We start from the raw sequence: 25,523 nt of genomic DNA on the forward strand, positions 1-25,523 counted from the left end.
GTAACGACAGTGCCACCACCGCGGAAGACACCCCGGTGACCGTCGATGTGCTGGCGAACGACAGCGATGTCGACGGCAATCCGCTGACGGTGACCGCCGCGACGGCGGGCAATGGATCTGTCGTCATCAACACTGACGGCACCCTGACCTACACCCCGAACGCCAACTTTAACGGCACCGACACGGTGACCTATACCGTCAGCGACGGCGTGGGTGGGGTGGTGACCGGCACGCTGACCATCACGGTGACGGCGGTGAACGATGCGCCGGAAGTGATCGGCGAGACAACGCTTACCACGTCGGCGAATACCCCGGTCTCGGTAAATGTGCTGGATAACAGCCGTGATGTGGACGGCGACCCGCTGACGGTCACCTCGATATCGGTTACCAACGGCAGGGTGCTGGTTAGCGCCGACGGCATGATGACCTACATACCCAACCCCGGCTTCAGCGGGACGGATGTGGTCAGTTACACCCTCAGCGACCCGCAGGGTAGTACGGTGCGTGGCTCGCTGACGGTGGTGGTCAGCGCGTTGCCGGGAACGGACGGCAATACGGCAGGCGGTGGGACCGGGCAGATGAACTATGTGCCACCGCCGGATAGTGCCGGCTTGCCGCCCACGTTCACGCCAGGACGACTGAGCGCGGAAATGGAAGCCAGAGAGTATGACCCCATATTGCTGGACGCCGTGAATGCGATCAAAGGATTGGGCGGCAGCGCGCCATTGCTCGGGAATCAGCCGGGCGACCAGGCTATCGCTGGCGTGAAGTCGCTTGGCACCAGCAGCGGACTTGATTTGTCGCAAGGGAGTATTAACCAGGTTGTCCGCGATTTTGAGCCGACCACGACATTTGAGTTTTTGAATGATGCACAGAATCAGCCCGTAACCAATCCGGCAACACTCGGTGAAGGCATACCCATGGGGCCTGAAACCGCACAGAACAATAACACGATAATACCTGCGCAGGATGAACCCGCTGTCACGGTAGAGCAGCAATTGCAGACCATTGCGATGCGTGATCAGCAAGCATTGAGGGATCTTATCCGTGCGTTGAGTTAATGGAATGTCACAATGCCTGATTTTATTAAACAGTCTGTTTTGGCGTCTTTTGCTGTCTGGGGAGTGGTGACGATTACCGGGTGTGCGGTGACGTCGCCACCGATTGATACCGATAAACAAACCTGGGGTGCGTATGACCGTATCAATGAGATCGTGTCCCGTGATGAGGCGGTTTCGGGGCCGATTTCGTTGTATGAAGCGATGGCGCGAGCGCTGAAATACAACCTCGACCAGAAAATCGAACTGATGGATGAGGAATACAAAAGCAAACTCAGCGAGCTGGGAAGGCTTGGCATGTTTCCGTCGGTGGTGGCGTCGGTGGGCGGCAGTCAGCGCAACAATGACTCCGGCTCCAGCAGCCGCTCATTGATCGACGGCAGCCAGTCGTTGCAATCTTCGACATCTTCGGAACGGCGTACCTATACCGCTCAGTTAGCGGCCAGTTGGGATATTCTGGATTTCGGCCTGTCCTATATTCAGAACAAACAGAATGTGGACGAGCAATATATCTCCCAGGAGCGGCGACGTAAGGTCATCAGCCGTATTCTGGAGGATGTGCGTACGGCTTACTGGCGGGCGGTCAGCGCCGACCGTACCCATGAAAAACTGATCAAGCTGGAAGCGCTGGCGCAGAAAACCTTGTACCAGTCCGAACAACTGGCGAAACGGCGCAACGTGTCGCCGCTAAAGGTGCTGAACTATCAGCATGATCTGCTGGAGATTCAGGCTAATGTGCAGCGCATGCAGCGTGAATTGTTTTTTGCCAAAAAGCAGCTGGCGGCGCTGATTAACCTGAAACCCGAAACACCGTTCAAATTGGTTCTGCCGGACCGGACCGCCGTCGTGCCGGAATTACCCGGTTCGGCGGAGCAGATGATATTGATTGGATTGAAATACCGCTCTGAATTGCGTGAATCCAGTTATCGAAAACGGATCAATGATAATGAATTGACGAAACAGTGGGTTCGCAATTTGCCTTCATTTAAAACGTTATTGGGCATGAATTACGACACCAATAAATATCTCTATAACAATGAATGGACGAATCTCTCCGGCACGGTCAGCTGGAATCTGATGAATGTCTTCAGTTATCCGATGCAGCATAAGGTGGTGCAGGCCGAAGCGAAAGTGATTCAGGCGCGTGAGGATGCGCTGATAATGGCTATTCTTACGCAAATCTATGTCGCCAGGGCGCGTTTTATCCGTCTTTCTCAGGAGTTAAATACGGTGCGTCAGAGTCATGAGGTTCAGGACAATATATTAGAACTGACCCGTGCTGGTTTTCAGGGAAAAATCATCAGCCAGATGGATCTGGTACAGGTTGAGATGAAAACCATTCTGGACGAGGTGCGTTACGACACCGCCTACGCCGATTTACAGAATGCCTACGCCAATCTGTATGCCTCAATGGGTATCGATAATTTTGATTCTGAAATTACTGAAAAGGATTCCGTCTCCAGTATTGCGAAAAAACTCCAGTTTTATTGGACGGAAGAAATTACCACCTTACCGGAAGTATCAAGGCGGGAAAATCCATGAAAAACTGTCGACTCGTTATTATTTTGGTGATTGCCGCCCTGTCGTTTTCCGCCCACGGCGCCGGGCCGGAAAATAATGGGACGGTAATGAAAGGGAACTCCCGCGCGGTATTATCGGGTAACCGGGCTTTTGCTGAAGAGAATGGTGTTTATCAGGCGCATGGTATTTTGCGGGCGATAAATCGGGCCACGCTCTCTTCGGAACTGGGCGCCCAGGTATTGCAAATTCCGTTTCGCGAAGGAATGGCGTTTAAAAAAGGCGACCTGCTGGTCGGGTTTAATTGTGCGCGTCCTCGTGCCGAGGCGGACGCGGCCAATGAAGAAGTGAAGGTAAAAAAGAACGCCTGGGATACCAATATCGAGCTGGATAAATTCCAGTCGGTGGGGCGTTATGATTTGCTCACCTCGCAGGCGGAATACAATCAGGCGGTCGCCAAAGCGCGCGGGCTGGCGATTCAAATCAGTTATTGCGAAATTCGCGCGCCTTTCGCCGGCGTGGTGCAGGAACTGAAAGTCTCGCCGTATGAAGCGGTGTCGGTTAGCCAGCCGTTGATGACCATTGTGGACCCGAGCGCGCTGGAGCTGAACGTGATTGTGCCGTCTTCGTGGCTGAACTGGTTGAAAACCGACATTCCGCTCCAGTTTATGGTGGATGAAACCCAGTCGGCTTATCAGGGCCATGTCACTCAGGTGTTGCCGCAAATCGACGCGGTGAGCAAGACGGTAAAAATTATCGGCCAGCTCGATGCCGACGCATTGAACCACCAGGTGTTTGGGCCCGGTATGAGCGGCTCGGTCATTTTCAAACAGTCGGCCGTCTTAAAACAGTCTGATGTCTTAAAACAGCCGAATGTCTTAAAACAATCGGATGTCTTAAAACAATCGGATGTCTTAAAACAATCGAATGTCTTAAAACCACAGGGGGACGGTCATGAATAATACGATCCCCGCACAAAGCAATAACAACGCTGCGCCGTTGGGGCAACTGGCGCTGCCCGCCCTGAAACTGCTGCAGTTTGAAGCCGCGATCAGAAAGCTGGCGGACGAACGGCTCATGAAAGCGCATATCGCCAATGCGGTGCGGCAGCTGTTGCCCTATGAGCAGGCGATTGTCTGGCAGCGTAATCAGTTCTCCGGCAAATTGCGCGTGGTGCAGGTATCGGACGTAAAGGGCGTGGAACGCAAAGCGCCGTTGCTGCTGGCGCTGGAGCGGTTTCTCAATAAAAAAGGCCAGGCGCTGGAGGACTGCCGGGTCATGAATCTGCAGCAGGCGACGGCAGTCGAACTGAAAAACTATCCGCTGCAACATGGGCTCTGGTTGCCGCTCGGCTATCGAGAGCAGCCGGAAGCCGGGGTGCTCTACCTGCGCAGCGAGCAGGACTTTAATGAAGCCGAGCAGTCGCTGGCGCTGCGTCTTTCCGAAACGTATACCCATGCGTGGCTGGCGTTGCGGCGCGAGCCGCGGCTGTCGCAGGGAACGCGGCTGCTGCGTCACTGTCTGTGGCTGGTGCCGGCTATTCTGGCAGCGGGCGGGTTTATTCCGGTGCCGCTCAGCGTGGTGGCGCCGGTGGAGGTGATCGCCCGCGATCCCTACCGCCTGACCGCGCCGATCGATGGCGTGGTACGTCAGATTCTGGTCGCGCCCAACAGTCAGGTGGCGTCCGGAACGTCGCTGGTGCAGTTCGAAGATCTGAAACCCTACAACGAAATGGTGCTGGCCGGGCAGGAACTGGCGGTCGCGGAAGCGCACAGCGGCCAGGTCAACGCCTCGGCGTTTGAGGATGAAAAATTCCGTCAGGAGATGGCGGTCGCCAGTACCGAATACCTGCTGGCGAGGGGGCGCTATCAGTACATGACGGACATTTACCAGCGCACCAAAGCCGTCGCACCGCAATCCGGCATCGCCATCTATACCAATAAGCGCGACTGGGAAGGCAAAACCGTGCGGGTGGGCGAGGAGATCATGCAGGTGGCGGATCCGCAAAAGATCCAGTATCAGATTGCGCTGCCGGTCAATGACAGCATCCACCTTAAAGTCGGCGACCGGATCCGCATCTTTCTCGACAGTTCGCCGTTGAAATCCTATAACGCCACGCTGACCACGTTCAGTTATACCCCGCAGATCACGCCGGAGGGCGTCAGCAGTTATACGCTGCTGGCCGAAGCGGATAGCGACGACGTCTACCCGCGTATCGGCGCCCGGGGAACCGCGCGCATCTACACGGAAGACGTGCCGCTGTGGTTTCAGCTGTTGCGCCGTCCGATTGCGTCGGCCAGACAGTTTCTGGGGATCTGAATATGGTTGACGACAGCACGGCGCTGCCCCGTTTACGTCAGGAACTGCAACTGGAATCCAGCCCCGGCAGCGATGGAGAGATGAGCTGGCGCATTTACGATCCCTGGCAGCATCGTTTCTTCCAGTTGCCGGAAAGTGATGTGATGCTGATTTCCCGGCCCGGCTGCCGCACCATCGGTCAACTGAAACCGCTGCTGGATTCACGCGGGCTGCGTTTCAATATTGAACAGTTCGGTTCGCTGACGCTGTTTCTGCGCCAGCAGCATCTGCTGATGGCGCAGGACTACGCGGAATCGGTGGAGGAAAAGCCCAAGGCGCTATTGCTGCGCAAACCCAGCGTCCGGCAACTGCCGCTATGGGATCCGATGCCGCTGCTGAACCTGGTGGCCGGACATCATCTTCGCTGGCTTACCCGAGCGCTGTTGACGCTCTGGCTGGTAGTCACGCTGGCCGGGTTGTATCTGACGGCCAGACAGTGGGACAGCTACCTCGCCACTTTTCGGGATTTCTATTCGCTGCAGGGCGTGCTGGGGTTTGGCGTGGCGATCCTGTTTTTGAAGTGGTTTCACGAAATGGGGCATGCCTTTGTGGCGTATCGTCAGGGATGTCGGGTAGGGAAAATGGGCATTTCCCTGTTTGTTATCTTTCCGATGTTTTACACCGATCTGACCGACGCGGCGCGGGTTGTCCAGCCGCGTCGCCGTATGTGGATTGCGCTGGGCGGCGTGGGGGCCGAAACGCTGATCGCCGGTCTGGCTACCGCGGGATGGGCGTTGCTGCCGCCGGGCACGCTGCGTTCCATCTGCTTTGTGCTGGCGACCACCAGTTGGGTGACGACGCTGGCTATCAACCTTAATCCGTTTTCCCGTTTTGACGGTTACTACTTTTTAAACGACCTGACCGGGGTGGAAAACCTGCAGCCGCGCTCGCGCTCGCTGCTCAATTATTACTGGCACCGATGGGTATTGGGGCCGGTGCTGGACAAGCCGGAGCCGGTCGGCGGCCTGCGCCCCAAGCTGATGGCGCTGTATGGCCTGATGGTGCTGGCGTATCAAATGTTTCTGATTCTGGGCATCGGTTACCTGGCTTACCGGTTTTTCATTCCGCTCATCGGGATACTGATATTCGCTTACATCCTTTATCACTATGTGCTGCAGCCGCTTTTGCTGATGGGGAGAGATATGGTTCGACACCGGGAGAAAATAACCTGGAGACGTAAACTGGTGCTGACATTGCTGCCGTTCGTGGCGATTATCGCCTTTTTTTGCCCTCTTCCCCGCACCGTCAATATCCCCGTCATGGTGAATATCCAGGGGCAAACCCTGATTCACGCGCCGGATAAAGCGCGGCTGGAGACGGTCGCTATCGGTAATGGCGACCGGGTGCGGCAGGGGCAGGTGCTGCTGCGTTTTTCCTCGCCGGAGCTCACCTTTCAGCGCGAGCAGGCGATGATGGAGCATGACCTGATGCAATTCCGGCTCAACCGCATCAGCAGTTCCGAGGCGGAAAAACTGGAAACCGTGACGCTGCGGCAGAAGTTGCAGGAAGCGGAAGAAACGTTGGCCGGGTTGGATAATCAACTGGCGCAGCTGGTCTGGCGTTCGCCTGTCGATGGCGTGGTGGTGGATTTGATCGCCAATCTGCAGCCGGGGCAGTGGTTTTCGCCGGATCAGGTCATCGGTCGGATTCTGGAAGGCGACAAGCAGGACATCATCGGCTATGTGGATGAAACCTTTGTTTCCCGCCTGTCGCCCGACCTGACGGGCAAATTTATCCCGAATAACCTGTCGATGCCGTCCCTGCCGGTCAAGGTTGAACAGTTGGATCCGAACAGCTCCGAATTTATCACGCCGAAATCCCTGAGCGTCCTGTATGGCGGGCCGATCGCGTCGCTGAAAAATGATAAAGGGGATGCGGTGCCGGTGGTGGCGATGCACCGCATTCAGTTTCTGTTTAGCGACGCCAGCCTGCGCAATCAGCAGGCGTCGCAGGGCGTAGTGGTGTTACGGCTGGCGCCGGAGAGCCTGGCCAGTCAGTCGGGAAAACGTTTGTGGCGTTTGATTATTTCAGAGCTTAACCAGTAACCGAAGTTAACCAGTAACGCGGGAGGGTGACATGACATTGACTCGACGTGCATTTCTGGCAGGCGCCTCCGCCTGTATGGTGGCGCCCTGGTTGGGAGCGGGAGCCGCGGAAACCGCGCCATCCGGCGAATTGATCTTCGGGTACGGCAAAACCGGGATCGGCAGCTCACTGGCGGTCGATACTGCGGCGTCGCTGGCGCAATCTTATCAGCAGAACCTTTACAAGCTGGTCAATATCCCCAGCGGAAACAGCCTGCGCGCCGTTTCGACGGTTAAACGCGCTGCCCCCGATGGCCGCACGCTGTTGCAGGCCCAGTCGCCGCAGATGAATCTGCTGCCGGTGATCTATCGCAGTTTGCCGTATGACCCGCTCACGGATTTCGAGCCGCTGGCGATCATGGGGGAATACACCTTGTTCCTGACCGTCGGCAAGCTGGTGGATCCCCGGGTCAAAACGTTGGATGACTACCTGCGTTGGGTAGAGAGGAACCCGGAATACCGTAATGTCGGTTTTACCCAGTTCGGCTCGACCGGCCATATCGCGCAGGCGATTCTGTCGCGCCAGAAAGAAGTGGCGATCCAGCCGGTGGCCTACTTTGGTTCTTCGATGATGATCGAGGATTTACTGAATGGCTACCTCTCCGCCGGGCTGGTGATTTCGGGGAATGCCTCCAGCGCGTTTCGAAGCGGTCGCCTGCGCGCGGTTGCCATTACCAGCACTGAACGTCATCCCGGCTGGGAAAACATTCCGACCTGCAAGGAACAGGGCGTGCCGGAAATGGCGATTAGCGGCTGGTACGGCTGGTTTGCGCCGGCCTCAATGCCCGACCGCGTCTACGCGCCGCTGGCCGAGGCGTTACAACAGCGCATTCAGCATGAACATTATGCCTCTGTACTGGAACGTTATTCTCTGAAGCCGGTAGCGTCGTCGTCGCCCGACAGGATTCGGGAGCGTATTCGCGATGAGCAGGAGTACTACCGCGAGTTGGTTGACAGTTATCACATCAGCCGGATCTGAGGTGAGGCTGCCTTGATGGAACATCCGCAAATCGATTGGGAGACGAACATATGGCTATGACCCGGCGAACATTCCTGGCGGGCTGCTCTTCGCTGCTATTCCCCGCGCTGTATTCGCGTGGACCTCAGGCCGCCGCGCCGCAGGAGGGCGTGGTGATGTTTGGTTATGCTCAGACCGGGTTGGGCAGCAAGGTGGCGAGCGAAGTGTCGGTATTGCTGGAATCTCAATATCGTGCACGGCGTTATCGGCTGTATAACGAACCCGGTGAAAACAGCATCAGGGCGGTGATGTCGACGAAAAAATCGCCCGGCGATGGCAGCGTGCTGCTGATGGCGCAATCGCCGCAGCTGATTATTTTCCCGTCTATCTACAACCACTTGCCCTACAATCCTCTGACCGATTTCAAGCCGCTGGCGATAACCGGCGAGTATACCTTGCTGCTGACGCTGGGGCCGATAGTGGACGCCAGGGTAAAAAGCCTGGACGATTATGTGCGCTGGGTGGAAAACAACCCGGAGTTCAGCAATATCGGCTTTGCCCAGTTCGGCTCTCCCGGCCACATGGCGCAGCTGGTGCTCGGGCGCGAAAAGAACGTGGCGCTGCAACCGCAATCCTACTATGGCACTTCCATGATTGTGGATGATTTGCTGAACGGGCATCTGGCGGCGGCGTTTCTGATTTCCGGTAACTCGCTCGATCTGTATAAGAATGGCAAGCTGCGGGCGATCGCTTCTACCAGCCGTTTGCGTCAGCCGGGGGTGGATGACGTGCCGACCTGCCGCGAGCAGGGGATTCCGTCGATGAATATTAATGGCTGGTACGGCTGGTTCGCACCCGCCACTATGCCGGACAGTGTTTATCGTCCGCTGGCGGACGCGATGCAACGCACCATCGTGAGCTACGACTATCTGGAAATGCTGCGAAAATATTACCTGAAGCCGGTGTACGACAATCCCGATAAAATCCGGCAGCGAATTCAACAGGAGCAGGCGTATTACGCCGACCTGATTGAGACGTATCGGGTGAGCAAAGTGTGAGCCGCGTTCGCGCCGGGCTATCGTCCCCGTAGTGTGAGCCGCGTTCGCGCCGGGCTATCGTCCCCGTAATGACCGCACGTCGCGCTATTTATGAAAAAATCATCTTTCGGCGCGGTTCGGTAATGTCAAAAACGTTTATCAAATAGCCCTGCTTTTGTTGTGTGATTAATGATGCTGTGTTTATATACAGTAATGTTAATCGAGCAATGAGGGGGAAATATGACACTGCGTTTTGACGTGGCACAGCCTAAAAAGGTGCATTGCCTGCGCGTTATCGGGCCTTATCATCAATCGGTGCCCGATGGATTTCAGAAACTGATTGCGTGGGCGCAGGAGCAGCAATTGCCCTGGACGGAAACGCTGGCGTTTTACTGGGACGATCCATCAGAAACGGAACAAGATCAGCTGCGGGCGGATGTGGCGCTGGTGCTGCCGGCTGAAACAGCGATAGGCGAGAATACGCTGGGTGTCCGCGAGGAAACGATTCCAGAGGGATTGTTCGCGGTCTTGCATACCATTGTCAGCAACGGTGAATTCGCCAAAGCCTGGGGCGAGCTATATGACCTGATTGCCCAGAATGGGTATAGGCCGGCCAGAGGCGTATGCTTTGAACGGTATTTATGCGATGGCAGCAATGGAAACTGGGAAATTGAAATCTGGCAGTCGGTCGACCCGAATGACGACGACCAACAATGAAGATTGCGCGTCTTCGCTGATGGCAAGGATGCCATAAAGCCGGACGTAATATGCTCCGGCTCCAGCGCCGGCGGCGATCAAACCGCGATACCCTCAGGTTTTCCCGTTCCGGTATGCGTCTGGAAATAGCTGACGGCGTGGTACGCACTTGCGCGCCGCAGCTGGAACCCTCCCACTTTGAACGACCCTATCGAGCGCTTCCGGTGGCTTGATGCCATCGCTGTTGCCTGCTCGGCATACCGGTTGATGGCCTTACCGCGATGACATCACGCCCCGTCGCGGGAATAACAGACAACGTATTCAGGAATCATGCGGCATATTCTCCAGCGATGTGACGGTCAGTGAGGCGTGTGCCGTGTCGTCATTTTTTACCGGCAATTATGATGGTTTAGTCATGCATTTTTTATGTTTCGTGTATGATTCGCTGTCTGAATATTGCGAATGATCTGGCCCCGAATGAGCAAGCGATGTTGCCTTGCCCGGTATCCGGCGGCGCCGGGCAGGCGGTAATAACGGGCATCACCAAAGGATGGAGTCATGCAGGAAGGCCGGTTCGACACGCCACCGGGAACATCGGCCCCCGGTCTGATACAGCTGGAACAGGTTAGCCACGCTTATCCCTCCGCGTTAGCGTCGCACCCGGTTCTGCATAATGTTTCCCTGTCGGTTGACGCAGGGCAGAGTTGCGCCATCGTTGGCGCTTCCGGCTCAGGAAAAAGCACGCTGTTGAACATTATCGGGCTGCTCGATAAACCTTCATCGGGGCGACTGTGGTTGAACGGCTGTGACATGGCGCAGGCTTCGGCCGATGAACGCGCCAGAATACGCAACCAGACTATCGGGTTCGTTTTTCAGAGCTTTAATCTGCTGCCGCGTCTTAGCGTGCTGGATAACGCGGCGCTGCCGCTGCTCTATCGCGGTTATTCCCGCCGTGATGCCCATCAGGCGGCCAGGCGTCAACTGGAGCGGGTTGGGCTGGCCGAGCGCCTCCATTACCGCCCGGCGGATCTGTCCGGCGGCCAGCGACAGCGCGTCGCCATCGCCCGCGCCCTCACTGGCGAGCCGTCACTGTTGCTGGCCGATGAACCCACCGGCAATCTCGATAGCCAGACCGCCGGCGATATTCTGTCGTTATTGCTGGCGCTGAACCGGGAACAAGGGGTGACGCTGGTGATGGTCACGCATGACGAATCCATCGCCCGGCAGATGCAGCGTCGTATTCAGGTGAGCGATGGCCGCGTTCAGGAATATATCAATAGTTAAATATTTTTATATGGTTACTAATTTATTTGTAAAGGTTTGGTCGGATGAGTCGATATTGACTAGCGGCAAAGTTTCTGACTTATTGCCTTATTTTATAAAGGATGCTGTCTTTTTTATGACAGCGTAAAACGAAACCAAGGGAGGTTTCCATGCACCTTAAATCATTAAAAAAATTGTTAGTTGTTAGTGCGCTGGCTCTGGGCGCCGCCTCTCAGGCGAACGCGGCAAGTTGCGGCCCGACCCGTGTGACCGTTCCGGTATCGGGCTCGGTTAATCCTCAAACCGAAGTGCAGATCTATTCCAAAACGTACAACTGCTCGGCATACCTGATGGCGTCTTTAACGCCGAATTTTGGTTCCTCTTCCGTTTCTCTGTCGTTGACGCTCAAGCTGTATCAGCAGGTGGGTGGAAGCTGGCGTAGCGTCAGTGAAGGCCGCAATGTTTCCTATCAGATGGGCAGCACCGGCGGTACTTACAAACTGGTTGTCTTCAATAGCAATACCAGCGGTAACGCCCTTAACTGGACCGGAAATTATAAATCCCCTCTCAATAACTAATTGACAGGGAAATGACCCACGCCGTTTCTGCCACAAAGGTGTGGGTCAGTTAACAGCACGAATCAGGGAGGATAGCGTGAACATTCAAATTTTATCCGTGACGGCGCAGAGACAATGGGCCGGGCGGTTTCCTCGTCTGGTTGCTGCCTCTCGCGTGGTGACGGAAAAGACCGTTTCCTGATGCGATAAAGGCTCGGTATTTGTGTTAAAACGCGACGGGGACTACGCCAAAGGGATACATTCCGCGAAACAGCCGGAAGAACGGCACGCGGCCTTACCTGATGTCGCCCGTTCTCCCTACGGCGTTTCTCTGCATTACATGCTGACCGAACCGTTGGATAGCCTGCGCCAGTTAGGGCGACGGGCGGTGCTGGCGTTGCTGGGCATCACGGTGGGGTGCGCTGCGGTGGTAGCGCTGCTGAACATCGGCCACAACGCGGCGGCGGATGCCCTCCGCGCCTTTCGCGATATGGGCAGCGATATGCTGGTCGCCGGCTTTGCCGACGCGGCGCAGACCAGCCAGCGCCGCGTGCCCGCCACGCTGGATATCGACGCGCTAACCCGCGCCTTGCCTGGAATCCGGTACGCCGCGCCGCTTATTCTCACTTCGACCACTGCCCGCCTGCACCGACGTCAATTTAATGCCATCGTGGCCGGCGCCGGCGCCGAACTGGCGCAGGTGCTGGCGTTGCGGGTCGCACATGGCCGCTTCCTGACCCGTTACGATCGCCAGAGCACCTACGCCGTGCTTGGCGCGAAAACGGCGGTCGAACTGGGCGAAGCCGGTACGCCGGCGACGCTTGGCAGCCGAATACAGCTTGGCGGTTATCTGTTTGAGGTAGTAGGGATTTTACAAGAGCAGGGGCAAAACCCGTTGCTTCCGGTGCCGGTGGACGAGGCTATCATCCTGCCTATCGAAGGCATGCACCGTCTTCTCTCCTCTCCTGAAATCAGCAGCGTGGTGGCGCGCAGCCGCCGTAGTGAAACGTTGCCGCAAGAGGCTGCGGCACTGCGTGATTACATGATGGCATTGGCGCCGGGACGCGAGGTGTCGGTGCAACTCTCGCAGCAACTGCTGGAAGGTATGGCGCGGCAGTCGCGCACCTTTACCTGGCTGCTCGCCGGATTGGGTGGCGTGTCGCTGCTGATGGGAGGCGTGGGCGTGATGAACGTTATGGTGATGAACGTTGCCGGACGGCGACGCGAAATCGGTGTGCGTATGGCGCTGGGCGCCCGCCCAAAAGATATTGGCCGCCTGTTTCTGCTGGAGGCGGCGGCGTTGGCGATCGTCGGTGCGCTGGCCGGAGCGATTGTCGGCCTGCTTGCCGCCTGGTTGTTTGTGAACATGTCCGGCTGGACTTTTGCTTTGTCCCCGCTGTCGCTGCCTTTGGGCATGATCAGTTCGCTGGCGGTCGGGGTGTTCTTTGGTCTGCATCCCGCCCTGACGGCGGCCCGGCTGGAGCCGGTAAAGGCGCTGCGTGATGATTAGAACGGTTGCCCTCGTCCTGTTGCTGCTGGTTGGGCTGGATGCGTCCGCCGCGCTGACCGACCGCCTGCTGCCTTCTCAGGCGACCCGTGCGGGCAGCAGCACCTTGTCTTCCAACGCGCAGATTATCGATCTGACGCTAAGCGACGCTATCTATCTTGGCTTGCGCGATAACCGCGCCATTCGTAGCGCCTATCTGGATCGCGTCGCTCAGAAATTCGACCTGCTGGTGGCCGAAGACCGCTTTACTCCCAAGCTGGTGTTGAGCGGCAGCTATCTGGCGGCGCGCAATCAGGATGACCGCTACCGTCAGGGCGAAATCGCGCCTACCACCACGCTGCTGACGCCTTATGGCACCCGCGTGAGTCTGGCCTGGACGCACCGCTCCACGCTGGCGGATGAAGCCGGTCGTACCCGCAATGACGGCGCCACGATCACGGTTATCCAGCCGTTGCTGCGCGGTGCAGGTAAAGAGATCGCCACCGCGCCGGTGCGGCTGGCAAAGCTGTCCGAGCAGATCAACCGGCTGACGCTGAAGGCCACCGTCGCCCGGACTATCACCCAAGTCATCATGGCCTATCGGGCATTGCTGCAGGCGCAGGAGCAATTGAACATCGCCGATGAAGCGCTGGCGCGTTCACGCCAGTTGCTGGAGGTCAACCGCTCTCTGATCGCCGCCGGGCGCATGGCCGAATTCGAAATCATCCAGACGGAAGCGGATGTCGCGACTCAGGAGCTGTCCCGTGAAGAAGCGATCAATCAGCTTGACGTTAGCCGCCTGGCGCTGCTGCAACTGCTGGCGCTGGATTTGCGCACGCCTGTCCGCGCGACCGAGCGGTTGCAGGCCAGCCGCGTCGACGTCAGCCCCGCCGCCGCGTTGTCTCAGGCCGAGGCGCTGCAACCCGCCTATCTTACGCAACTGATCGTCGATAAACAGGCCGACATTAGTCTGGCGGTGGCGCGCAATGACCGCCTGTGGGATGTGTCGCTGGTAGGGGGAACCAGCCAGCTGCGCGATCGCAACAGCGCGGTGGGCGGGTCGCGCAACTGGGAGAACTATGTCGGCGTGCAGGTGGACATTCCCATCGGCGATATGAGTCAGCAGCAGGCGGAGGTGCAGGCGCGGGTTAACGTGCAGAATCAACGCATTCAGCTCGCCGAAAGCCGCCAGCAACTGGAGCGCGACGTCACCAACGCCGTGCGCGATATCGGCACCCGCTGGCGCCAGTTTGAGATAGCCCAGCGCGCGCGGGATCTTTCGCGTCGCAAGCTGGATATCGAACGGGAAAAACTCACCGCCGGGCGCTCCAGCAACTTTCAGGTGCTGAGTTTTGAAACCGATCTGCGTAACGCCGAAAACGCCCGGCTCAGCGCCCTGATTACCTATCTCAACACCCAGGCCGATCTGGATCAAACGCTGGGTACGACGTTGCAAAGCTGGGATATCTCACTCAATGATTAATCTTTCACGATACCGGCAACGCCCGCTGCGCCTGGCGCTGATGGTCGCCCTCGCGCTGGGCGTAGCGGCGACGATCTGGACGTTCTGGCCGCCAGCGACCAGCGCCATGCCGCAGACGCAATGGATACGCGTTGAACCGCAGGTGCTGGAAAACCGTCTGGGGTTGACCGGGCGGATTCAGGCCGCCGCCACGTTGACGCTCTCCGCGCCGTTTGACGGCATGATCAAAGACGTGCTGGTCAATGAAGGGCAACGGGTGGAAGCAGGCCAGCCGTTGCTGACGCTGGATACCGGCCTGCTGGATATCCAACTGCGTCAGGCGCTGGCCGACTTGCTAAAAGCGCAGCGCACAGTGCAGGACATGCAGCACTGGGAACAAGGTCAGGATGTGGCGCGGGCGCGACGTACCCTGAATAACGCGCGTATCAGCCTGACGAACACCGAGGCCAACCTGAAAGATACCCGCACCCTGTTTGAGCGCGGCATCGTCGCCAGAATGGAAGTCGATGCGCTGGCTCAACAGGCTCAGGCGCAACGGCTCGATCTGTCCGCCGCGCAGGAGGAATTGCAGGCGGCGCTGGACCGGGGGCGTGGCGAAAACCGTCAGATCGCCGAGATGGAACTGGCTAACGCTCAGTCGCGCCATCAAACGCTGATGGCGATGCAGGCGCAGCAGGTGGTGCGTGCGCCGTTTGCGGGCGTACTGGTGCGCCCCGCCGCGCCGGAAACCGATAAACGCCAGCCATTGCAGCCGGGGATGCGGGCCAATCAGGGGATGCCGCTGTTCGGGCTGATCAATCCTGATCGCCTACAGGTCGTAGCCAGTCTCGAAGAGGCCGACCTGCATCAGTTGCACGAAGGGATGGCGGTGGAGATCAGCGGCGACGGTTTTGCCGGGCTGACGCTGAACGGCCATATCCAGACCATCGGTATTGAAGGGCGCGCTGGCGACATGGCCGCCGCCAGCGCCCGCTACGATGTGCTGGTTACTCTTGCTACTCCGCCGGCGGAACAGCGCCAGCGTCTGCGGCTGGGGATGAGCGCCCGGCTGTCGGTGGTCACGTATCGTAATGAGCACGGCATCGCCGTTCCCGTCGAGGCATTGCACACGGACGAGGCCGGCAACAGCTATGTTCTCTTCCGTCAGGATGCCGACAGCGTGCCGCAGCAACGTGCGGTGGTGCCGGGCGTGGCGGTGCCGCAAGGCGTGGAAGTGAAGGGTCTGCCTGACGGACCAGGGTACGTCGAAATCACGAACAGCAGCGGCGCTGCTGAATGAAGCCGATTGATGCATCACGTCCGGATGAAAGCAGCTTACAGGCCGGGCCGGTCGCGATATCCACGTATTGAAAACGACGCTTATCAATGACGGGGGATTATGGCGGATTATTTATGGCGGATTATTTATGGTGGACTGTTATGACGGGCCAATATGGCTGATGATTGAGATGGCTATCTCGTGAGCTCCCATTCATCAAACTGTTTATTAATGTCGTTAATCGAGGTCAGTTTGATTTTTGGTATGGTCAACGTGTCAAAGAGTTCAGCATAGTGTTTTCGGTTTTTAGGCGTGACGGCAGCAATATGATGGAACATTTTCCAGTTAAGCCGGTCTTGCCCCCCTTCCAGACCACCATAGCGCTTATATTGAAATAGCGTCCGGTTTACATAACGCAGCAAGCTCGACAGCGTAGAGACATCCAGCAGAATCAGTCCCGTGGCGCGGGACAAACGCTGCGGCAGGCATCTTTTGTAATTGCCATCGATGACCCAGCTTTCCTTATTTATTGCCAGCTCATGCAATAACATAAACTCATTCAGAGGGCGTTCTTGCCAGTTTGAATGGGGGACATGAAAAAGTTGGTCCAGATGGATCACTTCCAGATTACGTTTCTGCGAAATCGCATTAGCAAGGGTAGATTTGCCGCTGTTCGACGGCCCCATAATGCAAATTCTGTCTCCTAAATCTGAAAGCTTCATCGTCTTCTCCCTACAGCGCCGGGTCTGGTATCCAGGTGAGCGCACGGCCGGGCGCCGCCGCCACAGCGAATGTCTCATTCCCCCTATGGTATAAGGAAAATTATTATTTTTTTATATTTCAATCACACGGTCACAAACTGTGTCGTTGTCTGCGCATTGCTGATTGTCGTGACATGGGACTGAATCAGTCGCCACTCTGCGCAAGCGCTCTGGAACCAGGCGTTAGCGAGGACGGCGACGCTGCTATCCGTAGCCTGGTTCAGGTGCTGAATGATGGCGTCCATTTCACCCTGATAGAGATTCCAGGTAGTGCGCAGGTTATCCAGCGTTTGGTTAATGGTATCAATGTCGCTGATGACGTAGCCGCTGCTTAGCGTTAGCCCCTTGAGGCAGGCCACCGTGCGCTGGTCGTTGCTCAGGCCGTCTTGCTGCTGGATGATTTTTTGCTGGTACTGGCTGATTTGGCTCTGCATATCGGCTATCTGGCTTTTGGCTTCAACGAGAGAGGCGACGCCAATGCCGGCCAGAATGAGGGAGAGCCCTCCAGTAATCGGCGCCAGAAGAATGCCAAATATCGTTTCGAGAATGTTCTGGTGCTCTGCCGCCTGTGCATTAGCGATTGTTTGTCGGTCTTTCCCGATTTGAGTGCGAAGGTTGCTGATCTGCGTATTGATAGCGTCAATCGTGAGGCTAATGCTGGTCTCTTGTGCCTGAACCTGCGCGATTGTCTGCTGCATGGTTTGTTCGGCGCTCACCATCTGATCTTCAAACCCCTTTAATGTCGAGATGTAGCTGTCCATCTGGCCCAACATGGCCTGTAGCGGTGGGGACAGCGCCTGTAACTGGTTCACGGTCTGTTCCCGCAGCGCGGGAGAAAATTGCGTTTCCAGTTGCTGGAATAGCCGGGTGAGAGGCCCCTGCGCGGCGGTGATGGCGTTACCACAGGTAGCGATGGCGTTCAGGATGTCGCTCTGGAAATACAGGGTGCCGCTGCGACGCCAGGACACGACCAATTGCTGGGCATTACCCAGATCCTGGTCGAGCTGCGAATACCAGGACGCATTGACCGATTGGATTTCCGCTTCAATCAATGCCTGACAGGAGGAGTGCAATAGCGCCATAGCGCATTGTGAGTGGTCGATTTGGGCATTGCAGGCTTGCGCGCTAAACGTCATGGGATCTCCTTGCGGGATGGTGTGATCTCGCCCTTTTGAAAAGGGCGAGGGAGTATAAGGGCGGATGTTAGGAGGCTTGCTGTATGGGGCCATTCATCGTCATGGTGCCCTTCTGGACGGAAACCGGCAGGTCCGCCAACTGCTGGGCGAAGTTGATAACCATATTCCACTCCGTGTCGGCCCCACTTGAGATGGCTCCCTGAACAATGGTCGAAAGGGAATCTTCCGCTTGTGACAGCTTGTTGGCGACGCTCTGTAATTCGCCATCGAACATGGCCCAACTGGTGCGAAACTCGGACAGGGCGGAAGTGGCGGTATTGATATAGGTGACGGCCTGCTGGCTGGCAGCAGCCAGACCCTGCAAGGCTACGATCTGTTGCTTATCGGCATCCAATTCTTTTTGGTCTTGCGCGATTTCATCAAAGTTATTGTTTATTTTTTTCTGCATTTCCCCCCAGCCAACGGCTCCTCCTATGGCCAGAAGGCCACCAATACCGCACATTACTCCGCCGACACTCCATATGGCACTGGCACCCAATGTCTCCGGCAGTAAGATGATGCCGAGTATACCGAGGATAATGCCGAGGAAAGTCGCGCCAATACTGGCAGCCAGTGCGATGTTTTCTGCGGTGATGATGTCATGTAATGTCTTGATAGCTTGGTTCATTTTAGCGACATCACTGGTGAGGTCGGTTTCTGCCGATTGAATATCGCTAGCCCCGGAAGTCAGCGCATCGTGGGACTTTTGCATTTTGTCACCCCACGTTTTGAGTTTTTGCGAGGTGGTATCCATGCTGCTTAACATGTCGGCGAGTTGATCGCGCAATGCTGCGATCAACTTGGCGACCTGTTGGACATTTTGGTCATCTGCCCCACTAGCATTGGGATGCGCTTTTACAATCTGCTGGATTTGCTGGCTGATGGCTGTGTAGGTCGTTCCATAATCGACTACCGCCAGAGGGACGCCGCTGGTGATATCCGGCGCCAGGTTGTCGATCCAGTCGCTGGCGTGAGCCTGAGCCGCATCCAGCTTGGCGGACAGGCCGTCATACCAACTGGGTTTTGACGGTGGTTGAACGAACGCGGTGTTGAGAACGCCGTGGCAGGCCTGAGTGATCAGGTTAAGGCTGAGAAAGGCTTTCTGGGTCTTGTTTTGCAGGGTAGTCACGTTGCTGCTCATATCTCGCTCCTTTAGGGATTAGGCTGAATACTCGTTGGGTTGTTGCGGGTTGAGAATCACAGGTGAACCAACCTGGGCTACCCGTTGCGGAATGCCGCTGGCGAAGGCGGCAAGCGTCTGCCAGTTGGTGTTGGCGGTTGGCAGCGTGAAAAGATCGAGCAATTGCCCAGGGTCGGCGCCGGCCTCAAGCGCGTTGATGGCTTCGGTGACTTTGTCGCGCTCATTGCTCCATAAACTTTTCAAGTCGGAAGCCCCTTGTCCGATTTTGGAAAAGGTCAGTTCGAGGTTGTTTAACAGTTGCAGCACCAGCTTGGTCCCAGCCGCCGCCTGGGCGGCGTCGGAGGCTTGATCCTGAAGGTCGGCAATTTCTTTCAGGGTGCTGGCTATCTCGGCGGTGTCCGCTATTTCGTTATAGAAGTACTTGCCGATGGTGACGGCCATTGACGCCATTTCCAGAAAGGAGACGCTTTCTCCTGCTGCGGTGGCTACCTTGTAAAGCAGTTTGACGGTGGTGGTGGCGATTTCTTTGCCGGTACTGATATCTTCACTGGTGATACTGCTTTGCAGGGACGCCACCAGATCCTGCAGGTGCTGCAGTTTGGCGGCAATGTCCTGCATCTGTTGCTCTTCCTGACCCAGAGATTGCCAGCCTTCGCTGATGCTTTTATCGAGCAAGGATTGGATATCGGCGAAGGCTTGCTGGTGGCTATTTAACGCATCAGCAGCGGTGCCGGTGGCTTCCACCGCGTTGTTCAACTGGGGCAGAAGCACATTCTTCAGGAGCTCCAGCCATTGGCTCTGCGACGGTTTGTTTTTTTGCGCGGTAGCGCTTACCACTCCGGCGAAGGTTGAGGCGTAGTCAGGGAACTGGAGAAGAATACTCCCCCAGAGATCGGGCTTGTCCTGAGCCCAGTGGTTGCCGGCATCACTCAGCATTGACATCCGGCTGCGCACCGAAGCGAGCCAGTCAGGGTCATCAGGCAGTTTGCCGATGATAGTGTTGCTACAGGTGAAGGCGTAGCTATCGAGCTGCATCACCTGATTGAAAGCGTCGGTGAGCAGGTTTTGTGCGTCGTATACGGATGGACTTAACATATCAGCTGATCACTATGAAAGGGTCAAAAGTCATGGAACGGCCGTCCAGGCCGAGAACCACGGAATATTGCTGACTGCCGGTGGTGCCTTGCGCTTCCACCCGGCCTTGCCAGTACGTGCCATTGACGCTGTTCACTGCGACAGGGACGCATACTTTGTCATTCACCATCTGGCCCGTGAACGAAATGATGGACACGTCGCTGGACAGCGAAACGCCGGTGACATGCCAGTTGATGACTTGGCCGTCCTGACAGGCGGTCTTCAACTCCTCCTGACCTTCGTTACCGGAACCGATATATTTGTTGGTATCGATCAGGTACACATTGGAACCCAGATTGCCGGACGCCAGCGCGCCTTCGGCATCCACCACGATAAGTACGTCAATTTCGTTCATTTCATTTCTCCTCGTTTTGTTACACCACATCGATGGCGGCATTGAGGGAGAAGGTTTTTTCTCCCACCAACACGGTCACTTCATAGGAAAAGAATGAGAACTGCCCTCGCGATTCCACCCAGCCAAGCCAGGGGCTGCCGTCCGCCGCTTCTTTTTGCGGCTGGCAAATGCCTTGTTCCACCAGCGGCCCGGAAAAACCGGTGATAGTCACATCACCCCACGGACTTACCGGTACGGCGTGCCATTGAATTTGGTCGCCATTCTGAGCCACGGTATGCAAGGCTGCGCTGCCTTCTCCCCAGGACCCCAAAAAACCGTTACTATCCACCAGATAGGCGTACCCGGTAATATTTCCAGACGTGAGGGTGCCGGTGGTATTTACCACAATAAGTACATTGATAATTTTCATTGCTGTTGTCGCCCTTATTTCTCAATGAGGAACACGGTTTTTAATTTATTTTTGGTTTTCGTGTGAATTATTCAAATAATTCCGGTGGTGGATTTTGATTATTTTTATTTCTATATCATGAATCTGTGATGGTCAAATAAGTTTGGCTGTGTTTTCTTTTATTTACTTACGTTGGTGTCAGACTTTAGTAGCGTAACTGATTGTATTCTATGAAGGTTGTTTTTCCGGTTGGTTGTAATATTATTTTATTGAGAGAGGTATGGAAATAACCACAATATTTTTGTTGAAATGGTTTTTTCATGGGTGTCAATTGCAATATAATTGCAGGCAATGACTATTTCTGGTCTCTCATAATTCATTTCATTTGTTGATTATTTATCGAATGTTTCTTTCTAATGTTTTAAATGCAGTCTTAATTTTATCAATGGTTGTGAAATAATTTATGGGTGAATTAATTAATACGGATGGAGGCTGAATGAAAAGCATGCTTTTTTTGGTTTTTTCTGGCTTGATTCTCTCTGGATGTTCTACGATATCAGGTATGCCGGAACGGTCATATGATGTGAAAAATGACCTGATAATGCTAAAACCTTACTTTGAGCAGGATGTTATTGGGATATACAATGCAAAGCTAAATGATGATGAAAAGAAGAGATATAGAAACGAAGTCTTGTCGGCCAGAATACGTGCGATAGATATTAATTTTAATCAGTTTATCAATGGATTATTGGTTGAAAATAAAAAGCTGAGCATTGGTGCGGACTCTCTGGTTTTAGCGCTGGGCGCAACAGCGGCGGTATCAACAGTGTCGAGCACGCAAGCGATATTATCAGCCACATCGGCAACGGTGACGGGTGTAAAGTCGTCTGTTGATAAAAATGCATATTATGATTCTACGCTGCCAGCCTTGATTTCGCAGATGCTGGCAAGCCGGCAAAAAACACTGGTGCTCATCTATTCAGGTATGAAATCAGGCGTCAGGGATTATTCGTTGATGAGAGGGCTGGTGGATATAGAAGCGTATTACCAATCAGGCACTATTATTGGTGCGGTTAGTGAGGTCAATAAACAGGCTGGCGTGCTGAAATCGCAAGCGGATAATGAGATCGCCGCGATAATTTCATCGTCTTATGAGCAGGATGATGCCGGTGATTTGATTCGTAAATTCTGGAAGCCTGATGGTAATAACATCAATAAGTTGAATGAGAAAAAGATCACTTCATGGATGAGTGCCAATGGGTTGACGGGCGTTTCAATTACTTTGTTTATCAGAGGCGCTACTTACTCGGTTGCAAGGGAAAAGGCTGTTGAAGAAATACCTATTAAATAAGGAGCGGCTATGAACCAGAAACCGGTTAATGAACTCACCGATATCCCATCTGATCAGGTTGACGAAGTAGTAAAAGATTTTGAAAGTGAAGGGGCCGTAGTGGAAAAAATAAAACAGCCTAATGGGTTGTGGACAGTCAAGGCCACCTTTCCTCATTGACGTGAAATCCGGCACTATCAGGCTGTACCCTTTAATTATGCGTGTCGCTAATTCAGTCCACCGTGCTATTTTCAGGGTGAAATGCGGAACGCATCATTAAGGGTACAGCCTAAAAATATTATTCAAGATAGCTACCGGGCCAGCCTGCGTGCGCTATCCATATGGCTGTTTCGGTTACTTAAATAATGACGATGCCTTGTTAAAGCCGTAGGGCAGGAACAATGTTGTACCAGCCAGAAAATAGCTCCAGGCATCGAGCGCATCCTGGATGGGTTGACCGTTACAGAGCTGCCAGACCACATAATAGCCAATCGCCAGAAAAAACGTCCCGAGAATGATAGTCCCTATCAACGCGATCAGCCTCGAGGTACTGGCTACCATCAATGGCATGACGCCGGATGCCGGCGGCGGCGTGCCGGCGGGCAGCTCGACTTCCTCCTCAAGCGCATTCTTCAAACTCCATTGATCTTTGCGCAGTGTTTTTGTCACCACGCCAAGCGCGCACACCCATATCAGCGTGATGCCGGCCAGAATCAAATACGTCAAAGTTTTGGGTAATGGACTAACGGCGATATAAGGCAATGGATTCACCGGTGTTGGTGGGAGCAACTGTCCGGAGCCGGCTATTCCGGATACGCTGGCCGGGCTGGACATCGGCGGCAACGATATCGCCGCCGGGGGAAGAGGGGATGTCGTATTCGTCTCTGCCGCCTGTACCAACGCGGGCAAGACCAGACCGACCATCAACATGACCAGCAGGCTGTGCCGACGGAAAAAAGCAGATAAAAAGCGGCTGAAACATGAATTTTGCATAAACATCTGAACCTACCGGTTGTATTGGTTTATGTCATACCTGATTGATGACAGGGACGGTTTATGAGTGATTGCCTGTTTTAGCAGGAAGGATCCTTAACCGTACTGCTGCTGAGGTCCACCGTCAGAGAACAGGCGTCATCACCAGCGGTAACTACACAGTTTTGTCGTAGTTGCCACATTGTGGCTTCCGGATATCCACACCCATCCGGCGCTACCGTCGGAAAATCTGTGCCAGGAAAGGGTTCCTGTTCGGTTGTGTTTACCCTGAATGCCCAGATACGGCTGGCAGGTAATTGTTGCTGTACCGCGGCAGCCAGGTCATGAGAGCAGTAAATTCCTGCGAGATATCCTCCGGTTTGCACCGCGCTTGCCCACGCCTGTACATAGCCGGATTGCGCAGTTGGGTAAGGCGGGCCATTTTCGAGATCCAGATAGACCCAACTGTTGGCGGGAAAGCCCTCGCTATTCATGAGTTGCACCGTGTGTTGGCCGTCTTCTGAACCCTGCGACGGCGTTACTTCATGAGAACCCGGACCGGTGACTTGCTGCCCAACGTATATTGGCGCTAATCCCCAGCCGTCAGACTGCAGGGTTGCCCGTTGTCCCATCCAGCTCGTATCTTCATGGCTCGGCGCTGCGGCAAGATAATACCCACACCATGTCAGGTTGGTATTTTCTTGGAACCAGCCCATCAGTTCATTACCGGGGAATGTAGAAGAATCAAATCCAGCGAAATATGTCGGCATAATATCCTCATATCAAAATAGTGCGAGATTCTCTCTTGCGGCTTCAGGATGTAAAACTGCTCGTGTTAATTCGCGTTATCGGTGGAAAAGTATCTTAGTGGCGTTGGCAGCTATCGCTGACCAGCACGCTAAATACTTTCTGGTATATTCCTGGTTCATACCAATTGGCTATCTGACATGCTATTGATATATCATCCGCCAGATGATTATCCCTCCATAGAGAAGGGATAATCTGGTGTGATACCTTATATTCCGGCGAACTTGAAGGGCTCTGCTTTCTTAAATTGCTCTGAAACCTGCCCGGAGTAGATCGTACTTTGGTTCGGCCCCAGATCCAGTTTCATGGCGCTGCCATCACGTGGAGAGAAATCAATCTTTTTCAGATCGACCCAAAAGATATTGGGAGATAAGGCCGATTCAAAGAAATATTGCATGGATTTATGATCAATTACGCTACGCCACCGGGTTGAGGCGATATTCGGTTGATCAGGTTCATTTGGTCCAGCCGGCTTATTCAATTTATCCAGTTTGTTCGGTTTGTCCGATTCATTCTTCAGAGTATAACCGTAGGGAACGGAAACATTACGTATCACACTGAATGCACTGGCTAAAGCTTTATCATGCCCTTCATTTTTGGCAATATTATCCACATAGAATGAGGCGCGCACAAAACGATCCGCCGCCCGATTCGTGCCCGGCAACATGACGCTTCCACCTATCTCTTTCCAGTAGGCATTGAGCGCCAATTGCTGGTTGAAAACCGGCGAATTGGTCATTACCTGATACTCCCGGCTATGGTGAATGACCTGTTTGCCGTCGATATATTCAATAATCGCACTATCGCCGGATGCATCGGATAATGACAAATGCAGCGTTGCCAGCCGTTCTTCGTCAGGAACATTGGCGGTGACCAGCGTAAATTTATCCTGCTTTAGCGCCTGAACCGCCTCGTCGACGGTGGCGAAGTTATCCAGCACATATTGCGCCCAGGCGGCGATACTTAGCCCCGGTTTTTCAGCGGTAGGCGCAGTAGTGGGATATTTTGATTCTACCAGCCACAGCAAATTGGCGGCTAACCCTTTTTCATTGATGCCATCTGTTGTCGAGATATCGTAAGCCGATGCGATGACGCTGCCATATTTAGACACCCACTTAAGCGAGTGCTGTCCCGCTTCGCCAGAACGAGGTAACTCGCGTGGGAATACCCATAAGTTTGTTCCCACATCTTTTTTCCAGTCCATCGAGCGAGCGGTGATCGTTTCATTATTATCACCCAGATAAACTAGCCGTGTGCAGGCAAACGTTACGGATGAGCTAAGTATTAATGCGCCCAGCGATATAATGCAAGCAACAGAGTTAACTCGCTTATTATTTCTCTTCATGTTTTTTCCTTTCAGTTTTTCAATGCCAGTTAATTATAGATGGCATCCGCCATTGCATTCGTATTTTTTAGATTTTCAATTGTTGATTATTTTTAGTGGATTAATTTTTTGTTTCTATATTTTCGTCGCAATAATATTTTAATTTCTGGTTCTGCTTTAGTTATCTGCCGATTTTGAATTGCGATCATTGCTACTGTTTAATCGCCTTCTGCGAAGGCATATGTTTTCTTTGTAATATTAATCTTATGATCAGTGTGGAAATGGTTTCAGTTCTTCATCGATAAATTCAACGGCTTCTTCAACGTCACGCATGACGGTGGCCATCCCTCTAACCGTGGTGACAGGATCTGTCACTACGT

General features: G+C 54.6%; 24 protein-coding genes. 15 read left to right on the forward strand and 9 right to left on the reverse strand.

The genetic code is table 11. The features are described 5' to 3' along the window. The 13 genes from DXXMK7_RS22790 to DXXMK7_RS04335 form a co-directional block, all read left to right on the forward strand. On the forward strand, nt 1-1,061 hold a 1,061-nt coding region (locus DXXMK7_RS22790), incomplete at its 5' end, for a cadherin-like domain-containing protein (protein WP_193745937.1). 12 nt (nt 1,062-1,073) lie between these two features. Then, on the forward strand, nt 1,074-2,600 hold the full coding sequence (locus DXXMK7_RS04280; RefSeq protein ID WP_071605158.1) for a TolC family protein: 1,527 nt from the start codon (nt 1,074-1,076) through the stop codon (nt 2,598-2,600). Continuing rightward, nucleotides 2,597-3,538, forward strand: a complete 942-nt coding sequence (locus tag DXXMK7_RS04285) for an efflux RND transporter periplasmic adaptor subunit (RefSeq protein ID WP_049842529.1) — start codon at nt 2,597-2,599, stop codon at nt 3,536-3,538. Before DXXMK7_RS04280 ends, DXXMK7_RS04285 begins: the two co-directional genes overlap by 4 nt. Further along, the gene (locus DXXMK7_RS04290; protein ID WP_049842530.1) at nt 3,531-4,895 is read left to right on the forward strand and encodes an efflux RND transporter periplasmic adaptor subunit; all 1,365 of its coding nucleotides are present in this window, start codon (nt 3,531-3,533) and stop codon (nt 4,893-4,895) included. Before DXXMK7_RS04285 ends, DXXMK7_RS04290 begins: the two co-directional genes overlap by 8 nt. Nucleotides 4,896-4,897: 2 nt before the next feature. Then, nucleotides 4,898-6,979, forward strand: a complete 2,082-nt coding sequence (locus DXXMK7_RS04295) for a biotin/lipoyl-binding protein (RefSeq protein WP_038918009.1) — start codon at nt 4,898-4,900, stop codon at nt 6,977-6,979. Nucleotides 6,980-7,010: 31 nt separating this feature from the next. Continuing rightward, complete coding sequence (locus DXXMK7_RS04300; protein WP_072093963.1) at nt 7,011-7,997, forward strand: tripartite tricarboxylate transporter substrate binding protein; 987 nt, start codon at nt 7,011-7,013, stop codon at nt 7,995-7,997. A 50-nt stretch (nt 7,998-8,047) separates the two neighbouring features. Then, complete coding sequence (locus tag DXXMK7_RS04305) at nt 8,048-9,034, forward strand: tripartite tricarboxylate transporter substrate binding protein (protein ID WP_038918011.1); 987 nt, start codon at nt 8,048-8,050, stop codon at nt 9,032-9,034. Between the two features lie 219 nt (nt 9,035-9,253). Further along, nucleotides 9,254-9,730: a GyrI-like domain-containing protein gene (locus tag DXXMK7_RS04310; protein WP_038918012.1), complete on the forward strand. Its 477-nt coding sequence runs from the start codon at nt 9,254-9,256 to the stop codon at nt 9,728-9,730. A gap of 537 nt (nt 9,731-10,267) precedes the next feature. Then, a complete protein-coding gene (locus tag DXXMK7_RS04315) occupies nt 10,268-10,993 on the forward strand; it encodes an ABC transporter ATP-binding protein (protein WP_049842531.1) in 726 nt (241 codons plus the stop codon). Between the two features lie 149 nt (nt 10,994-11,142). After that, nucleotides 11,143-11,550, forward strand: a complete 408-nt coding sequence (locus tag DXXMK7_RS04320) for a hypothetical protein (protein WP_038918013.1) — start codon at nt 11,143-11,145, stop codon at nt 11,548-11,550. Between the two features lie 202 nt (nt 11,551-11,752). After that, nucleotides 11,753-13,039: an ABC transporter permease gene (locus tag DXXMK7_RS04325; protein WP_038918014.1), complete on the forward strand. Its 1,287-nt coding sequence runs from the start codon at nt 11,753-11,755 to the stop codon at nt 13,037-13,039. Then, a complete protein-coding gene (locus DXXMK7_RS04330; RefSeq protein ID WP_038918015.1) occupies nt 13,032-14,498 on the forward strand; it encodes a TolC family protein in 1,467 nt (488 codons plus the stop codon). The genes DXXMK7_RS04325 and DXXMK7_RS04330 overlap by 8 nt, the downstream gene beginning before the upstream one ends. Then, nucleotides 14,491-15,777, forward strand: a complete 1,287-nt coding sequence (locus DXXMK7_RS04335; RefSeq protein ID WP_038918016.1) for an efflux RND transporter periplasmic adaptor subunit — start codon at nt 14,491-14,493, stop codon at nt 15,775-15,777. Before DXXMK7_RS04330 ends, DXXMK7_RS04335 begins: the two co-directional genes overlap by 8 nt. Nucleotides 15,778-15,950: 173 nt before the next feature. On the opposite strand, the gene DXXMK7_RS04340 is transcribed toward DXXMK7_RS04335, so the two are convergent. The 6 genes from DXXMK7_RS04340 to DXXMK7_RS04365 form a co-directional block, all read right to left on the reverse strand. Then, on the reverse strand, nt 15,951-16,478 hold the full coding sequence (locus DXXMK7_RS04340) for a GTPase (protein WP_038918018.1): 528 nt from the start codon (nt 16,476-16,478) through the stop codon (nt 15,951-15,953). 122 nt (nt 16,479-16,600) lie between these two features. Further along, the gene (locus DXXMK7_RS04345; RefSeq protein ID WP_049842532.1) at nt 16,601-17,653 is read right to left on the reverse strand and encodes a hypothetical protein; all 1,053 of its coding nucleotides are present in this window, start codon (nt 17,651-17,653) and stop codon (nt 16,601-16,603) included. 67 nt (nt 17,654-17,720) lie between these two features. Continuing rightward, entirely contained in the window at nt 17,721-18,833 is a 1,113-nt protein-coding gene (locus DXXMK7_RS04350; RefSeq protein WP_038918019.1) for an HBL/NHE enterotoxin family protein, read from the reverse strand. A gap of 18 nt (nt 18,834-18,851) precedes the next feature. Next, nucleotides 18,852-19,928, reverse strand: a complete 1,077-nt coding sequence (locus DXXMK7_RS04355) for a hypothetical protein (RefSeq protein ID WP_038918020.1) — start codon at nt 19,926-19,928, stop codon at nt 18,852-18,854. A 1-nt stretch (nt 19,929) separates the two neighbouring features. After that, entirely contained in the window at nt 19,930-20,322 is a 393-nt protein-coding gene (locus DXXMK7_RS04360; RefSeq protein ID WP_038918021.1) for a hypothetical protein, read from the reverse strand. A 19-nt stretch (nt 20,323-20,341) separates the two neighbouring features. Beyond that, on the reverse strand, nt 20,342-20,731 hold the full coding sequence (locus DXXMK7_RS04365; RefSeq protein WP_038918022.1) for a hypothetical protein: 390 nt from the start codon (nt 20,729-20,731) through the stop codon (nt 20,342-20,344). A 475-nt stretch (nt 20,732-21,206) separates the two neighbouring features. Here DXXMK7_RS04365 and DXXMK7_RS04370 point away from each other — a divergent pair, with 475 nt between their 5' ends. Together DXXMK7_RS04370 and DXXMK7_RS22795 are read left to right on the forward strand one after the other, a co-directional pair. Then, on the forward strand, nt 21,207-22,061 hold the full coding sequence (locus DXXMK7_RS04370; protein ID WP_038918023.1) for a hypothetical protein: 855 nt from the start codon (nt 21,207-21,209) through the stop codon (nt 22,059-22,061). Between the two features lie 9 nt (nt 22,062-22,070). Continuing rightward, nucleotides 22,071-22,220: a hypothetical protein gene (locus tag DXXMK7_RS22795; protein WP_162942909.1), complete on the forward strand. Its 150-nt coding sequence runs from the start codon at nt 22,071-22,073 to the stop codon at nt 22,218-22,220. A 174-nt stretch (nt 22,221-22,394) separates the two neighbouring features. Here DXXMK7_RS22795 and DXXMK7_RS04375 read toward each other — a convergent pair whose 3' ends face one another. The 3 genes from DXXMK7_RS04375 to DXXMK7_RS04380 form a co-directional block, all read right to left on the reverse strand. Then, nucleotides 22,395-23,039: a hypothetical protein gene (locus DXXMK7_RS04375; protein WP_049842533.1), complete on the reverse strand. Its 645-nt coding sequence runs from the start codon at nt 23,037-23,039 to the stop codon at nt 22,395-22,397. Nucleotides 23,040-23,113: 74 nt separating this feature from the next. After that, on the reverse strand, nt 23,114-23,782 hold the full coding sequence (locus DXXMK7_RS21615) for a glycoside hydrolase domain-containing protein (RefSeq protein WP_071605159.1): 669 nt from the start codon (nt 23,780-23,782) through the stop codon (nt 23,114-23,116). A gap of 245 nt (nt 23,783-24,027) precedes the next feature. Further along, entirely contained in the window at nt 24,028-25,164 is a 1,137-nt protein-coding gene (locus DXXMK7_RS04380) for a linear amide C-N hydrolase (RefSeq protein ID WP_038918025.1), read from the reverse strand. Nucleotides 25,165-25,523: the final 359 nt, after the last annotated feature.

It is taken from the genome of Dickeya sp. MK7, assembly GCF_000406305.1.
In the GTDB taxonomy this organism is placed as follows: domain Bacteria; phylum Pseudomonadota; class Gammaproteobacteria; order Enterobacterales; family Enterobacteriaceae; genus Dickeya; species Dickeya fangzhongdai.

Excerpts from the sequence above, each read along its gene's own strand:
- DXXMK7_RS04300 (WP_072093963.1), top strand. The coding sequence starts at position 7,011 with ATGACATTGACTCGACGTGCATTTCTGGCAGGCGCCTCCGCCTGTATG.
- DXXMK7_RS04360 (WP_038918021.1), bottom strand. The coding sequence starts at position 20,322 with ATGAACGAAATTGACGTACTTATCGTGGTGGATGCCGAAGGCGCGCTG.
- DXXMK7_RS04350 (WP_038918019.1), bottom strand. The coding sequence starts at position 18,833 with ATGAGCAGCAACGTGACTACCCTGCAAAACAAGACCCAGAAAGCCTTT.
- DXXMK7_RS21615 (WP_071605159.1), bottom strand. The coding sequence starts at position 23,782 with ATGCCGACATATTTCGCTGGATTTGATTCTTCTACATTCCCCGGTAAT.
- DXXMK7_RS04380 (WP_038918025.1), bottom strand. The coding sequence starts at position 25,164 with ATGAAGAGAAATAATAAGCGAGTTAACTCTGTTGCTTGCATTATATCG.
- DXXMK7_RS04335 (WP_038918016.1), top strand. The coding sequence starts at position 14,491 with ATGATTAATCTTTCACGATACCGGCAACGCCCGCTGCGCCTGGCGCTG.
- DXXMK7_RS04320 (WP_038918013.1), top strand. The coding sequence starts at position 11,143 with ATGCACCTTAAATCATTAAAAAAATTGTTAGTTGTTAGTGCGCTGGCT.
- DXXMK7_RS04310 (WP_038918012.1), top strand. The coding sequence starts at position 9,254 with ATGACACTGCGTTTTGACGTGGCACAGCCTAAAAAGGTGCATTGCCTG.
- DXXMK7_RS04340 (WP_038918018.1), bottom strand. The coding sequence starts at position 16,478 with ATGAAGCTTTCAGATTTAGGAGACAGAATTTGCATTATGGGGCCGTCG.
- DXXMK7_RS22795 (WP_162942909.1), top strand. The coding sequence starts at position 22,071 with ATGAACCAGAAACCGGTTAATGAACTCACCGATATCCCATCTGATCAG.
- DXXMK7_RS04365 (WP_038918022.1), bottom strand. The coding sequence starts at position 20,731 with ATGAAAATTATCAATGTACTTATTGTGGTAAATACCACCGGCACCCTC.
- DXXMK7_RS04285 (WP_049842529.1), top strand. The coding sequence starts at position 2,597 with ATGAAAAACTGTCGACTCGTTATTATTTTGGTGATTGCCGCCCTGTCG.
- DXXMK7_RS04315 (WP_049842531.1), top strand. The coding sequence starts at position 10,268 with ATGCAGGAAGGCCGGTTCGACACGCCACCGGGAACATCGGCCCCCGGT.
- DXXMK7_RS04345 (WP_049842532.1), bottom strand. The coding sequence starts at position 17,653 with ATGACGTTTAGCGCGCAAGCCTGCAATGCCCAAATCGACCACTCACAA.
- DXXMK7_RS04305 (WP_038918011.1), top strand. The coding sequence starts at position 8,048 with ATGGCTATGACCCGGCGAACATTCCTGGCGGGCTGCTCTTCGCTGCTA.
- DXXMK7_RS04295 (WP_038918009.1), top strand. The coding sequence starts at position 4,898 with ATGGTTGACGACAGCACGGCGCTGCCCCGTTTACGTCAGGAACTGCAA.
- DXXMK7_RS04375 (WP_049842533.1), bottom strand. The coding sequence starts at position 23,039 with ATGTTTATGCAAAATTCATGTTTCAGCCGCTTTTTATCTGCTTTTTTC.
- DXXMK7_RS04280 (WP_071605158.1), top strand. The coding sequence starts at position 1,074 with ATGCCTGATTTTATTAAACAGTCTGTTTTGGCGTCTTTTGCTGTCTGG.
- DXXMK7_RS04355 (WP_038918020.1), bottom strand. The coding sequence starts at position 19,928 with ATGTTAAGTCCATCCGTATACGACGCACAAAACCTGCTCACCGACGCT.
- DXXMK7_RS04330 (WP_038918015.1), top strand. The coding sequence starts at position 13,032 with ATGATTAGAACGGTTGCCCTCGTCCTGTTGCTGCTGGTTGGGCTGGAT.
- DXXMK7_RS04290 (WP_049842530.1), top strand. The coding sequence starts at position 3,531 with ATGAATAATACGATCCCCGCACAAAGCAATAACAACGCTGCGCCGTTG.
- DXXMK7_RS04370 (WP_038918023.1), top strand. The coding sequence starts at position 21,207 with ATGAAAAGCATGCTTTTTTTGGTTTTTTCTGGCTTGATTCTCTCTGGA.